Raw genomic sequence first — 14,008 nt, forward strand, 5'->3', positions numbered from 1 at the left:
ATCATGTATCTAGAGTAACTACAATTTTTCCTATTTGCTGATTTGATTCAAGATAGCGCTGAGCGTCATGCATGTCCTCAAAGTTAAAGCAACGGTCGATCACTGGACGAAGATATCCTGCACCTATACTGCTCAGAATAAATCGTCTGGCTTGCTCCCTTAGAACAGGGTCATGGAGAACCTCAAGGAACAAAAAACCTCGCATGGTTAAGCTCTTGCGTAATGCAATTTTAAGGGGAAATGGTGTGTTCTCCGGGCTAAGTGCACCATGCATAACCATAGTTCCTGCCACAGACATCGCTTTTGCAATCTGTTCGATATGTGGCCCTCCTACAGCATCGAAGGCGACATCAAGATGTTCTCCACCCAAACGTGAAACAAGCGCCTCATACAAATCGGGTTCATCTTCACTGGCTATAACATCTTTAACACCGAGATCCAGTAAACGTTGCTTTTTCTCTATCGTCTGTGTACTTGCAATGACCTTAGTACCCGCTGCTTCAGCTATCTGTATCGCAGCTAGTCCTACGCTACTTGAAGCTGCTGTGATCAAGATCGTTTTTCCTTTCGATAATCCACCAGCATGGATTACACCACCCCAAGCCGTTAAATACTGCATCCAGATTGAAGACGCTTCTTCCCAGCTTAAACTATCGGGTTTGTGAACTAAAAAATTTTCTGGAATCAGAAGCTTGTCCGCATATGTCCCATATTTGGCTAGATTGTCAGTCGGAAGAATCGATACTGCATCTCCTGGAGAAAATTGGCGTACACCTTCACCTACCGCAAGAACTATGCCTGCTCCCTCATATCCCAGACGAGAAGGGAATACGGCCTTTTGAATATAAGTACCACGCCGAAACATTACATCAGCTCGGTTGAGTCCGATCGTTTTCATCTGTATTAGAACTTCTCCTGCGGCTGGTAAAGCAACAGGAAGTGTTTCTAATGTCAGAACATCTGTATCTCCAATACAATTGAAGCGCCAAGTCTTGGCCTGAAGTGCGTTAAATGACATCGATAACTACCTTAATATTCGCAGAGCGATCTTGAACAGCATCATGAGCCTCAATCGCTTGGTCTAGAGTAAAATGACGAGGATCAACAATAGCACGCAGTTTACCTTCCTCAACGAGACGAGTCGCGGTCTTAAGGACATCACCATGATGAGAACGGCGATTGCCTGTTAACGTCGGCATTAGGACGAATACGCCAGACACTGTGGCACACCGTAGAGATGAATTCGCTAAATTATGATTGCCAAATGCAGCACAGCTGGTGATGTGGCCATAGTGAGTCGTCATGGAAAGTGAAGCTTCGAGTACTGGACCACCCACAGTGTCGTAAACAATGTTAAAACCTTGACCCTCAGGGCTTGCAGCAATAATGTCATCGGAAGATGCTGTTGTGTAATCGAGAGGTGTTGCACCGAGTTCTGAAATCAGTGATTGATCAGCTGTACGACCAGTCGCCCAAACATTTGCATCAAGTGCTTTTGCAAGCTGAACCGCCATATAACCAACGCCACCAGCACCACCTTGAACCAGTACAGTTTGCCCTGGTTGGACCTTCGCATTATCCACTAAACCTTCCCAAGCGGTGAGGAACGTCAATGGTAGTACTGCTGCCTCGCGCATAGAGATATTCCGTGGCTTTAATGCGATCAGATCAGCATCTACTGCAACATATTCTGCTAAAGATCCTTGAAGACCACGAACGCCACCAATCAGACCGTAAACTTCATCTCCGACGTTGAAGTGGGTGACACCTTCACCAACAGCAGTTACAACCCCAGCCATATCCGTTCCCAATACGGCAGGAAGCTCTGGCATAGCATACGGTGCTTCACCAAGACGAATTTTATAATCAATAGGGTTTACACCACTCGCATGAATACGTACCAGAACTTGCCCAGCCTCTGGTTGAGGTATAGGGAGTTCTACACGTTTAAATTCATGATCACCAAAATTTTCTAGGATAAGCGCATTCATCATCTTATTCATAGTTGTTCCTTATTCTTAACTGGGGGATGATATGCACAATACCAAAGTAAATTAATCCAATAAATGATATTTATAGGATTTAATAATTCCTAAATAATGAATAATAAATATCATCCGCTCACTAAAGATAGGCTTTGTTGCACAAAACTATTTCTAAGGCTTATTCCACAATATAATTTTCAAATGAATAATCCTGCACCTAAAATTTATCGTACAACCAATTGGTCTTTATATAACCGAGCTTTCATCAATCGGGGGGAATATTGCCGGTGGAGTAGTCAAGGTTGAGAGCCATCTTCATTTAGAATTTGCCCTGTTTGCTTTGGTTTAATTAAAGGTGCAGTCGGACGCGGTCCTGTATATTGCAAGCCGATACCAGCATAGACATCATCTGCTGCAGTTTCAGTTCCAAAACGTTCTTTGTCTAGTTCTCGGATTTCTTGGCTAATGTCTTCAACATCACTCTGGTCAACACCCAGTTCTTCTAAAATTGCACCGCCAAATAGCATTGCCGACTCGAAGGTTTCGCGTATCATGTAATCCACATTTTGTTTTACTAAATGCAGCGCATGCTCACGGTCATAAGAGCGAACCAGTAACTTGGCCATAGGAAATTCATTTTGCACCAACTCTACGATCTTATTCGTCGTTTCTTTGTGGTCTACGCAAACAACAATGGCTTCAGCCGTATCTGCTCCAGAGGCATGTAAAATATCTAAACGAGAACCATCGCCATAATAAATTTTAAATCCAAATCTTTCAGCGTTTTGAATCATGTCGATATCATTATCAATGATGGACACATCAATGCCTCGAGCAAGCAATAATTGACTGGAGACTTGTCCAAAACGACCGAAACCAATCATCAGTACTTTTCCAGAAAGTCCTTCAGCAACACGGACATTTTCTAAAGAAGTTTGTTCTTTAGTTTGGGTAAAACGTTTAAATAGAATGCCAACAATCGGGGTCAAAATCATCGACAAGATTACAATCGCAGTCAGGTTTGAGCTTTCCTCAGCACTAATGATTTGAGCACTCAAGGCGGCAGCAAAGAGTACAAAAGCAAACTCCCCCCCTTGAGCCATTAGTAATGCGCGATCGAGTGCTTCAGAGTGTGAACTTTTGGCCAAGCGTGCAGTCAGATAAATGATGGATGCTTTGACAAACATCAGCACAATTACAGCACTTAAAATTAACGCCCAGTTATTTTTTATGACGTTAACGTCTAATGACATGCCTACGCCCAGAAAAAATAATCCGAGCAATATGCCACGAAACGGTTCAATATCTGCTTCAATCTCATGGCGAAAAGTGGATTCGGAGAGTAATACCCCTGCAAGGAATGCCCCCATTGCCATCGATAAGCCACTAACTTGCATCAGTAATGCTGCGCCGAGTACCACTAAGAGTGCTGCTGCAGTCATGACTTCACGGGCTTTGGCTGCGGCTAATAAACGAAATAAAGGGTTAAGCAACCAATAGCCTGCAGCGATTAAACCTGCAATTGATATTAAACCAATCCCAATGCTCTGCAAACGCGCGGAAGTACTTTCAACAACTTGATTTGGTGCGATAAAAGCGACAATTGCCAATAAAGGGACAATCAATAAATCTTCAAAAAGCAGGATCGAGACAATTTTTTGTCCTCGTGGTTGAGCAATGTCTCCACGATCTCCCAAAAGTTGCATCACAATTGCAGTCGAGGTGAGTACAAAGCCTGCAGCACACACAAAACTCACTTGCCAAGAATAGCCATAGGCCAAGCCTACCGCCATTAGCCCCAATGAACAGGCACTAATCTGTAATGTGCCTAATCCAAAAATTTCTTTTCTTAAACTCCATAAATACGATGGACGCATTTCTAGTCCAATCACAAACAGATACATCACAATACCAAGCTCAGCAACATGCAGAATGGACGCAGAATCGTAGAAAAACGCTAGTCCAAATGGACCAATAATTAATCCTGCAATTAAATATCCCAATACCGAGCTTAATCCTAGGCGCTTGATTAAGGGGACTGAAATCACTGCCGCTGTGAGCAGTATGACAGGGGATAGGAGGTTGATAGATGTGGCTTCTGCACTCATATATTTCTCAGATTCTGTATAGAGTTTGTTGACACTTCAAGCATAGAAAGTAGATTTAAAACACAAGTGTAACAGGTTTGTAGTTAGTTGAAACAGTTGGGTATTCACTATACCCGAATTTCAAGTAATCAAAGGGATAATTTTATCACTGCATTTGAAACACTACCTAAATTTTTAAGGTTTATAAAAAATATTGCTTTTTTATACTATGGGGTACCATAGTATTAATGCTAGCAAATAAGGAGGTCTGATGCCTAATGAGGTTGAAGACAAAAAAAGATTCTGCGACGTGTCAGAAAGATCAAAGGTCAGACGCAAGCGATTGAAAAAGCGTTAGAAGACAATGTGGAATATGGTGCAATTCTGCAACAATAGTATTATGTCGAAATAAAAACCCAGATTTTAGCTCAGCTATGGGAAATTTTTTTAACTTTTATACGACAAAACTGTCTGACATGCATACATTAGAAATGTCAGAATCAGTTTTCATTCTAATCAATTGTGGAGTTTTAGTCATGCTTAAAACAGCTTTATATGTCCGTCTTGAAGCTAAACCGGGTAAAGAAGACGAAGTGGAAGCTTTCCTTAAAGGCGGTTTACCTATTGTAATGGAAGAACCTGCGACAGTTGCGTGGTTTGGCCTACGTCTTGGACCTACAACATTTGGTATTTTTGATGCATTTCCTGATGAGGCGGGTCGCCAAGCACATTTATCTGGTAAGGTTGCAGCTGCTTTGATGGATCAGGCCGATGAGCTATTTTCAGAGCCACCGTCTATTGAAAAAGTAGATGTTTTGGCTAGTAAACTACCAGGTCATACCGACGCTTAAGTGTATGAGGGTGCTGCCTGAAATTTTGAATGAAAGGCAGCACCCTCTACCATTCAAGCTCTTCTCAGAACAAAAAAACTATGTGTGTTCGTTGAGAATCTATTCTTATTACGTCTGCTATTATCGTTTTTGAATTTCTACGTATTGTTTCTACTGCTTATTCTCTGCATAATCTAAGGAGATTACCGTTCTAATCTCTGCATATCTCTGGGGAACGTATGAAGCATACTACTTATATTCATGAGCACTCAAATTGGACTGAATGGCAATGGTCGGACAAGAAGCTATTGCCATTCGTCAGTCGTGTGCGGATATTACAAGGCCATTTATTAGGAAAGCTACTAACACTAGGGTTCGATCTGAATGTTGAGGCACAATTAGATGCGGTGACCTTAGAGATTATCAAAACTTCTGAGATAGAAGGTGAGACGCTAAATGATGAGCAAGTTCGTTCTTCAGTTGCGCGGCACTTAGGGCTGGATAATGCCAGTATGCCAACCACTACTCGTGAGATCGATGCAGTGGTAGATATGATGCTAAGTGCCACCTATCGTTATCAACAACCGTTATTATTAGATGATCTACTCGGATGGCATCGAGCATTATTTCCAAATGGATATAGTGGGCTTTATCGTATTCAAGCAGGCAGTATCCGTGATGATAGTAAAGGACCAATGCAAGTAGTGTCCGGTGGGTATGGTCGTGAGCAGGTTCATTTTGTTGCCCCCAGTGCAGATAGGTTGCCAGATGAGCTAGACAAATTTCTATTATGGTTTAATACTTCGTCAAATAAGCAAGACGATATAGATTTGGTCATAAAAGCAGGTGTTACTCATTTATGGTTTGTGACTCTGCATCCATTTGATGATGGAAACGGACGACTAACACGAGCACTCACAGAACGAATGCTGGCAAAAAGCGATAACAGTGCCCAACGCTTTTATAGTATGTCAGCGCAAATTCTCAAACAGCGCAACGACTATTACAAAATATTAGAACGTACGCAAAAAGGTGATAAAGATATCACGGATTGGCTGGTGTGGTTTTTGCAAACGCTAGAGCAATCCCTCATTATAGCTCAAGAAACCACGGATAAAATTATCAATAAGGCAGGCTTTTGGCAGACGCATCGACAGCATGCTTTAAATGATAGGCAAGTGAAGATGTTAAATATTTTGCTGACTGATTTTTATGGCAAACTCACCACTAAAAAATGGGCGACCATGACTAAGTGTTCTATAGACACGGCACTACGAGATATTAATGATTTAATAGAGAAGGATATGATGCAAAAATCTGTAGCATCAGGGCGCAGTACGAGTTATGAGTTGGTTTTATGATAAAACTATATTGTTCAAGTCTGCTATGGCAGCAATAAAGTATACAAATAAGCGGTAATAGAGACAACCCATTCAGTGACATAATATGAGTAGTTCCATTATGAATGTCTAAAATATTCGATACGATAAGGAAGTCTTAACTTTATAAGAGGGTTGCATCTACAAGATCTTTTTTGTATGTACAGGAGACCAACATAGAGCCCAAGCTGATTGCTCAAGATGATAAAAGCGCTTAGACTTTGTTATACATCTACTGTGCAGTTATTGGTTGTAGAAAATAAAGCAAGATGTCTTACTCCTATGTGATAAATGTGCATTATCATTTTAGTGTTGATTTATAAATGGTCACAAATAGCTTTTCTAGTCTTGTTTAATATCGATAACTTCCTAGCAGATATCAGTCTCATTAATTTATTAGGGAATGAAAAAAGATTTGATGAAGAATAAAACGGCCTTCGACTCTTAAAGCCAAAGGCTGCTTAAATAGTCTAGAAGGTAGTATGTGCTAGACACACAAATACCTAGTTATATTTTACGATGACATCGCTCCCCTCAAGCTCGACTTTATACGTGTCGAGTATAATGTTTTCATCATCTAGGCATTGACCTGTGACAAGATTAAAGCGCTGCTTATAAATAGGTGAGGCGACATATAGCACATTTTCAGCAGAGCCATCCTCGTTGGTAATAGTCGTGCCGCCAATCAGACCTCTAGACAAGACGTTGGCTTGACTGAACGGATCATAATTATCAAGCGCAAATAACTGTGTCTGCTTCGTGCAAAAAATAGCCACTTGTTTTCCGTTTACGAGCGCACAGACACCTGTCTCGGGAATAATATCATTGATTTTACACACAGTGAGCTGAGTCATCAGAAGATCCTTAATAGTAAAATATAAATGAGTCCAACAACAAAAAATATTATTTAGCGTCCAATATTAATAGACGCCGACACGTTAAGATTACGCTAATTCGGTCACTTTTATTTGCGTCTTTTCCATGTCGGTTGCAGGGCGAATCTGCTCTCGCTCAGTGACGAATACCACATTGTCATCGCCTTGTTCACTATTAACAAAATGACGGAAACGTTTGAGCTTTTCACTATCAGTAATGGTGGCTTTCCATTCACAAACATAGTTGTCGATGAGTAGTTGCATCTGTGACTCTAGCTCCTCAGCGATACCTAAACTGTCCTCAATAATAACGGCCTGTAGATACTCAAGTCCACCTTCAAGGCTCTCGCGCCATTTAGAGGTACGTTGAAGCTTATCTGCGGTCTTGATATAAAACATGATAATACGGTCGATATATTTGACAACTGTATCCGTATCAAGATCCGTTGCGAATAGCTCTCCATGACGCGGGGTCATGCCACCATTACCGCAGACAAAGAGATTCCAACCTTTTTCAGTGGCAATAATTCCAAAATCTTTGCTTTGCGCTTCAGCGCACTCACGGGTACATCCAGATACGCCCATTTTTATTTTATGTGGTGAGCGTACTCCTTTGTAGCGGTCTTCTAGTCTAAGTGCTAAACCCACACTGTCATCGACACCGTAGCGACACCAGTTGTTGCCCACACAAGATTTCACTGTACGCAGAGATTTACCATAAGCATGCCCTGTCTCAAACCCAGCATCTACCAGTTGTGTCCAGATATCGGGCAGTTGGTCTAAACGTGCGCCAAATAAGTCGACGCGCTGACCGCCAGTGATTTTGGTATACAGATTGAACTCTTTGGCGACTTGTCCGAGTATGATAAGTTTATCTGCAGTGATTTCACCGCCAGGCACGCGTGGCACGACCGAATAAGTGCCATCTTTTTGAATATTGCCTAGATAGTAATCGTTGCTGTCTTGCAGTGGTGTGAGTTCGGGTTTGAGTACATAATCATTCCAGCAAGACGCCAAAATAGAGGCAACGGTTGGTTTGCAAATCTCGCAGCCATGACCACTACCGTGCTCATCTAATAGCGCATCAAATGTCTTAATGCCTTGTACCCGAATCAAGCTATACAACTCCTGACGTGAGTAAGCAAAGTGCTCACACAGATCATTATTGACTTCAAAACCAAGCGCGGTTAGTTGATAACCTAATGTGTCTTTTACCATAGGTGCACAGCCACCACAGCCGGTACCGGCACTGGTACATGATTTTACCTCTGCCATGGTATAGGCACCGTCTTCAACGGCGGCACAAATAGCACCTTTGGTGACGTTGTAACAAGAGCAAATCGTGGCGCTATCGGGCAGGTTCTCGATACCCATGGTGGGTTTTTCTACGTTGGGTAGGATCAGGCTTTCAGGATGCGTAGGCAGGTCAATATCGTTTAGAAATAGCTGCAAGAGATTGTTGTAATCCTCAGTGTCACCTACCAATACAGCGCCCAGTAGCCGCTTATTATCCGCTGTGGTTACCAGTTTTTTATAGATACCCTCAGCAGGGTTTTGGTATAAATAGCTCAAACTGTTTTCTGTTGCACCGTGCGCATCGCCGATACTGCCCACATCTACACCCATCAATTTGAGTTTGGTGCTCATGTCAGCGCCTGTAAAGGTCTGAGCGTGATCGCCTGCAATTTGAGCGGCGCAAATACTGGCCATGCTATAACCTGGCGCGACCAAGCCAAAAACGGTGTTGTCCCATACGGCGCACTCTCCAATGGCATATACATTCGGGGCATTGGTACGGCAGGCCTCATCAATCAGAATACCGCCACGGGTGCCGATTTCAATACCGCATTCAGGGTTGCTTTTGATAATGCCATCTTGCGGACGAATACCCGCACTAAAGACGATCATGTCGGTATCTAATGAGGTATCATCAGCGAACTGCATGGTTAAATGACACGATGCTTCATTCGATAGGGTATTGTCGATAATGGCCTTAGTATTTTTACCTGTTAGTACTTTGACGCCAAGGCCTTCAATTTTACGCTTTAAAATATCACCGCCAGCAGCATCGAGCTGTACGCCCATCAGCTGAGGCGCAAACTCGACTACGTAAGTCTCTAATCCTAGTGTGACTAGGGCTTTGGCTGCCTCAAGGCCAAGCAGGCCACCCCCGACCACGACACCTTTTTTGACTTTTGGCTTCTCAGCAGTACTGAGAATATCATCCAAATCTTTAATCGTACGATAGACATGACAGTGCGGATGCTCGCGCCCTGGAATTGGCGGCACAAACGGATAGGAACCTGTTGCTAATACCAATTCAGCATAGTCTATCTGGGTACCGTCTTCCGTGCTGATACATTGATTGGCGGCATCGATGTTTGTGATTCGCTGATTGAGATGCAACTGAATCTGCGCATCCTCATACCTGCTCAAGTCCACTAAGTTTAGTTTACTCACATCTTTATGTTCAAAATAGCTTGATAGATACACCCGGTCATAAGCTGGGCGATCCTCTTCAGCAAATACGTGAATCTCAAACTGATCGTGTAAGCCTTGCTCTATGGCTCGCTCGATAAAGTGATGTCCCACCATACCGTTACCAATCACCACTAATTTAGCTTTATTCATCGTACTTACTATAGTGCTGCTCATATGCCTATCCTCAGTAATGTGTTTGCTTAAATACTTTCATCTAATGTCCCATCCAAAAGTCGCAAGTTAATTTTTAGATGGTTCAATGATAGATAGTCGTTAATACTTAGATGCCTATAACGATTAAGCCCTCAATAATCGTGCCAAACACAATTAATGACATTCAATTATCGAACCCTTATATAGTTAAAAAATATGTAGCCTTACCAGTTTATAAGGTCATGCCAGTACTTTTGGCGATACTATTTTCTATGGTAAGTAATTGCTTAACATAATCTTTTTAGCAACTATTATTTATATTCTATGCACCAAAATAGTTGCAAAAATGCACCAAATTGGTTTCGATTGTCACTTTAAAGGTGCATCGCTTACTTTACTTAACCGAGAGGTAACTTAGTTTTATCTAAGCAATATTATTTAATTGGGATGCCTTTAGAGCCATCTGGTACAAAGAATAGCCCTATTAAAAAAGATGATGTTTTATATCTATGTCAATTTTATATTTGCAGCTGGCACATCCATTGCACTCTCTTAATGGTCGCAACTGATAAGTTTCTGACTCATAACGTGTTTTTATAACTTTAATGTTAGCCATTTGAGGAAATCGTCTATGCCTTTATCGAAACCTGATGTGCCAAATAAAAACAACCTGAATATCTTTTCTTTTAGCGGTAAAAACAAAATTCTCCATCTTGGGTGGATGGCGTTTTTTTTCACCTTTTTCGTGTGGTTTAACCATGCGCCATTCTTATCTGCGATTGGGGAGAGTTTGAACCTCACCAAAGACCAGGTAAAAACTTTATTGATATTAAATGTTGCCTTGACTATCCCAGCTCGGGTCATCATTGGCATGTTGACCGATCGCTTTGGTCCTCGGCTTGTTTACACTGCAATTTTAGCCATTGGGGCAATTCCCTGTTTCACCTTCGCTTTTGCACAAGACTACAATACGCTAGCCCTATCACGCTTTTTATTAGGTTTTGTTGGTGCAGGGTTTGTGGTTGGCATTCGTCTCATGAGTGACTGGTTCCCTGCCAATGAGCTGGGTACAGCTGAAGGTATCTATGGGGGCTGGGGAAATTTCGGCTCTGCCGCCGCGGCACTGCTACTACCGACAGTCGCTATTGCGGCCGCTGCTGTCTTTGGCGGTGAGGAAGGTTGGCGTTATGCAACGGCTACCTCAGGGATGGTTATGATGCTCTATAGCGTGATTTTTTATAAGATGGTACGTGATACCCCTAAGGGTGCTACGTATTTCAAACCTAAAAAATCGGGTGCCATGATGGTGACTTCATCAGGTGACTTCTGGCTCATGATGGTATTTAAACTGCCAATGTATTTGGCATTGGCCTTATTAGCGTGGAAATTATCACCAGCTGGTGTGAGTTTGCTGAATCAGGCAAGTGTCAACATTGTCTATATTGCGTTGGTGGTGTTATATGTTTATGAATTTATCAGTAGTTATCGTTTTAATAAGGAAGTATTTACCACACCTGTGCCAAAAGCTCACCGATATGACTTTAAGCAAGTCGGTATTTTGAATATTTTATACTTTGCGACTTTTGGCTCAGAGTTGGCCGTGGTGTCTATGTTGCCGCTTTTTTATCAAGAGACTTTTAACTTATCGATTGTCATGGCAGGTGTCTTGGCATCAAGCTACGCCTTTATGAATCTGATGTCGCGTCCTGGCGGCGGCTGGTTGAGTGATAAATTCGGTCGTAAAATCACTCTTTTGATTCTCACCGCAGGTTTGGCTGTTGGTTATCTGTTGATGGGTATCGTTGACTCTTCATGGCCGATCGCGCTTGCGCTATTGATTACTATGTTCTGCTCTTTCTTTGTACAGGCGGGTGAGGGAGCAGTGTTCGCTGTGATTCCTTTGATTAAACGCAGTATGACCGGGCAGTTTGCAGGGATGACAGGCGCCTACGGTAACGTAGGGTCAGTGGTCTATCTAACTGTACTAAGTCTGGTATCGTATCAGGTGTTTTTCTTTGTGATTGCCGCAACGGCTGTGGTTGGCTTCTTGGCGCTGTTTTTATTAAAAGAGCCTGAAGGCGTCATCATTGAAGAGATGCCAGATGGCAGCTTTGCTCAAATACAAGTGAGCTAAACTATGCATGAGAGCGTCAAACAAGCGCCTAAACAAACAAATCAAGTAAGCAGCCATGATGCGGACGTTGCATTGTGGCTGCCTGATTTTTTTACGATGGCAGGACGCAAAGCTGATAATCAAGATAGCCTACTCATAACGACCTGCCTACCTTATGGGTTTCCATCGTTATCATCGTCAGCGCTTCATGGGGCTCATCCCTCTTTTACAGCGCCTTTATTGGTGCTGATGGCTGATGGGGTCAGTGCTTGCCAGTTTCCCAAACAAGCCAGTCAGTCAGTGATAAACACGGTGGCACACCATATCACCTCAAAACTTGCAGAGATGGTACAGACAGATAGGGTGCAAGCAAATGAGATATCAAACGAATCTCAAGAGCAATCGCCAAATCCACTACACCGCTTTGATGACGATCAAGTTGCCATCGTGATTAAGGAGGCGGTGCACCAAGCCAATGATGCGCTTTATTTCCCGCAAGCGTATGAGCGCCTGCCAGCTTTATTATCGACTTTATCAGGATTGCTATGCATAGGCGACCGTATTCATCTGTTTCATACGGGCGATTCTCGTATCTATCGTATCGGTATCGACAGTATGGTGCTATTGACCAAAGACCATCATATCCACCACGGACGGGATAAAGGAGCACTGTCTGCTGCTATCGGTGCTGACACACGAGTGGAGCTGCAACAATCTGTGTTCACTTTGCACCAAAACGAGTGTTTGGCGCTCATGACCGATGGGGTTTATGAGTCAATTACGCCAGCAGAGTTACAGTTTGAGCTGTGTGCTGCGGTACAGGCCATGCACCAATCAGTAGCATGTCCCAATCAAATCATCGACCATCTTCAGATGAGCCAGCGTTTATGTGAGCACGCCTTTAGCGAGGGTAGCCACGATAATCTCAGTGTAATCATGCTCGGTATGAACGATAAAATCATAAAGAGTAAAACGCACCGAGAAACAGATAACGGCATTGCGCTTGATCAGGGTGTGGATAGCGACAGTAGTCACGCTCAGGATATCAATCACTATCGCTTACCAACGGGCTTGGCAGTAGGGGCACAGATTGATAATTTTGTGATCAAAAAAATCATCGCGCGTACGGCTCGCAGTGAGGTGTATTTAGTAGAGGATAACGATCAGCATGCATTTGTTTTGAAATCGCCAAGTCTCAATGTCATTGCTGATGGGCATTATCTACGTGAGTTTTTAAAGGAACGTAAAATCGGTTTGAGCCTGTCCAAGCACAAACGTATTGGTGAGCCCGCTTACAATCAAGTGAACCCCAATAGCGTATCCTCCCATGACGCGCTTTTAACCAGTGATGTCTCTAAAAAACTGAATGCTACTTTCAATGCGTCTAATGCGTCGGGGCTTTTGCGCTACTACCCAGTGCCTGCCAGTAGCACTTATTTATATCATTTAACGGAATATATCGAAGGGGAGAGCCTACGAGTTTTTATGGATCGTCAAGCCCCTTGTGATATTTGGCAAACTTACGATTTACTCACTAAGATCGGCATGGCGGTCCGTGTGATGCATCGAAACTACCTACTGCATCAAGATATCAAGCCTGAAAATATATTATTAACTCAATCAGGTGCGGTCAAGTTAATCGACTTTGGCTCTGCTAGCTCCTCCATACTAAAAGACAGTACGCGTCCTCCTAATGGCGATTTGCACTACGCTGCACCAGAATATTACACCGATGCCCCAAAAGGCGTGCATTCTGATTTGTTTTCCATTGCCGTGATTGGTTATGAGTTACTCACAGGTGAGCTACCATTTAGCTCGCAAGAGTTGATGAACCCATCCGCCTCACTGATCGTACCTGCCGAGCGCCTGCGTCAAAACCGAGTACCCGCTACCAGCCAGCAAGCGTTGATGCGTGCACTACACTCTAGTACGCAGGCAAGGTATCAAGCGATTGGCGAGTTCTTACAAGACTTTAATCCCGATAATAGTAACAATACCAGAGACCCTGAACCGCTGATCATACGTCATCCCTTATTGGTTTGGCACAGCATTTGCTTTATTCAATTTGTCATTATCATATCGTTGCTGATTTATTTTTCATAGAA

General features: G+C 42.9%; 9 protein-coding genes and 1 pseudogene. 5 read left to right on the forward strand and 5 right to left on the reverse strand.

The window, feature by feature from the left end; genetic code table 11:
• Nucleotide 1 precedes the first annotated feature (1 nt).
• The 3 genes from AC58CZ_RS02110 to AC58CZ_RS02120 all read right to left on the reverse strand — a co-directional run bounded on the left by AC58CZ_RS02110 (nucleotide 2) and on the right by AC58CZ_RS02120 (nucleotide 4,093).
• Nucleotides 2-1,018, reverse strand: coding sequence for a zinc-binding dehydrogenase (locus AC58CZ_RS02110; protein WP_493921446.1), 1,017 nt, complete (start codon nucleotides 1,016-1,018; stop codon nucleotides 2-4).
• Complete coding sequence (locus AC58CZ_RS02115; protein WP_493921445.1) at nucleotides 1,008-2,003, reverse strand: alcohol dehydrogenase catalytic domain-containing protein; 996 nt, start codon at nucleotides 2,001-2,003, stop codon at nucleotides 1,008-1,010. The genes AC58CZ_RS02110 and AC58CZ_RS02115 overlap by 11 nt, the downstream gene beginning before the upstream one ends.
• A 278-nt stretch (nucleotides 2,004-2,281) precedes the next feature.
• The gene (locus AC58CZ_RS02120) at nucleotides 2,282-4,093 is read right to left on the reverse strand and encodes a monovalent cation:proton antiporter-2 (CPA2) family protein (RefSeq protein WP_493921444.1); all 1,812 of its coding nucleotides are present in this window, start codon (nucleotides 4,091-4,093) and stop codon (nucleotides 2,282-2,284) included.
• Between the two features lie 250 nt (nucleotides 4,094-4,343).
• On the opposite strand from AC58CZ_RS02120, the pseudogene AC58CZ_RS02125 reads away from it, so the two are divergent.
• From AC58CZ_RS02125 to AC58CZ_RS02135, 3 genes and pseudogenes are all read left to right on the forward strand, one after another.
• Nucleotides 4,344-4,465, forward strand: a pseudogene (locus tag AC58CZ_RS02125) (metal-sensing transcriptional repressor); the annotation flags it as partial.
• A 143-nt stretch (nucleotides 4,466-4,608) separates the two neighbouring features.
• The gene (locus AC58CZ_RS02130) at nucleotides 4,609-4,923 is read left to right on the forward strand and encodes a putative quinol monooxygenase (RefSeq protein WP_058024906.1); all 315 of its coding nucleotides are present in this window, start codon (nucleotides 4,609-4,611) and stop codon (nucleotides 4,921-4,923) included.
• A 218-nt stretch (nucleotides 4,924-5,141) separates the two neighbouring features.
• Entirely contained in the window at nucleotides 5,142-6,263 is a 1,122-nt protein-coding gene (locus tag AC58CZ_RS02135) for a DUF4172 domain-containing protein (RefSeq protein ID WP_494223466.1), read from the forward strand.
• 521 nt (nucleotides 6,264-6,784) lie between these two features.
• Here AC58CZ_RS02135 and nirD read toward each other — a convergent pair.
• Both nirD and nirB read right to left on the reverse strand, forming a co-directional pair.
• A complete protein-coding gene (nirD, locus tag AC58CZ_RS02140) occupies nucleotides 6,785-7,135 on the reverse strand; it encodes a nitrite reductase small subunit NirD (RefSeq protein ID WP_058024904.1) in 351 nt (116 codons plus the stop codon).
• A gap of 90 nt (nucleotides 7,136-7,225) precedes the next feature.
• Nucleotides 7,226-9,811: a nitrite reductase large subunit NirB gene (gene nirB / locus AC58CZ_RS02145; protein ID WP_494223465.1), complete on the reverse strand. Its 2,586-nt coding sequence runs from the start codon at nucleotides 9,809-9,811 to the stop codon at nucleotides 7,226-7,228.
• A 610-nt stretch (nucleotides 9,812-10,421) separates the two neighbouring features.
• On the opposite strand from nirB, the gene AC58CZ_RS02150 reads away from it, so the two are divergent.
• Entirely contained in the window at nucleotides 10,422-11,924 is a 1,503-nt protein-coding gene (locus AC58CZ_RS02150) for a NarK family nitrate/nitrite MFS transporter (RefSeq protein WP_494223464.1), read from the forward strand.
• Nucleotides 11,925-11,927: 3 nt separating this feature from the next.
• A complete protein-coding gene (locus AC58CZ_RS02155) occupies nucleotides 11,928-14,006 on the forward strand; it encodes a protein kinase domain-containing protein (RefSeq protein ID WP_494223463.1) in 2,079 nt (692 codons plus the stop codon).
• The last annotated feature ends 2 nt before the right edge of the window (nucleotides 14,007-14,008 follow it).

Source organism: Psychrobacter sp. CR212, from assembly GCF_059693765.1.

Coding starts and splice junctions, on each gene's coding strand:
- AC58CZ_RS02120 (WP_493921444.1), bottom strand. CDS start 4,093: ATGAGTGCAGAAGCCACATCTATCAACCTCCTATCCCCTGTCATACTG.
- AC58CZ_RS02115 (WP_493921445.1), bottom strand. CDS start 2,003: ATGAATAAGATGATGAATGCGCTTATCCTAGAAAATTTTGGTGATCAT.
- AC58CZ_RS02130 (WP_058024906.1), top strand. CDS start 4,609: ATGCTTAAAACAGCTTTATATGTCCGTCTTGAAGCTAAACCGGGTAAA.
- nirB (WP_494223465.1), bottom strand. CDS start 9,811: ATGAGCAGCACTATAGTAAGTACGATGAATAAAGCTAAATTAGTGGTG.
- AC58CZ_RS02150 (WP_494223464.1), top strand. CDS start 10,422: ATGCCTTTATCGAAACCTGATGTGCCAAATAAAAACAACCTGAATATC.
- nirD (WP_058024904.1), bottom strand. CDS start 7,135: ATGACTCAGCTCACTGTGTGTAAAATCAATGATATTATTCCCGAGACA.
- AC58CZ_RS02135 (WP_494223466.1), top strand. CDS start 5,142: ATGAAGCATACTACTTATATTCATGAGCACTCAAATTGGACTGAATGG.
- AC58CZ_RS02155 (WP_494223463.1), top strand. CDS start 11,928: ATGCATGAGAGCGTCAAACAAGCGCCTAAACAAACAAATCAAGTAAGC.
- AC58CZ_RS02110 (WP_493921446.1), bottom strand. CDS start 1,018: ATGTCATTTAACGCACTTCAGGCCAAGACTTGGCGCTTCAATTGTATT.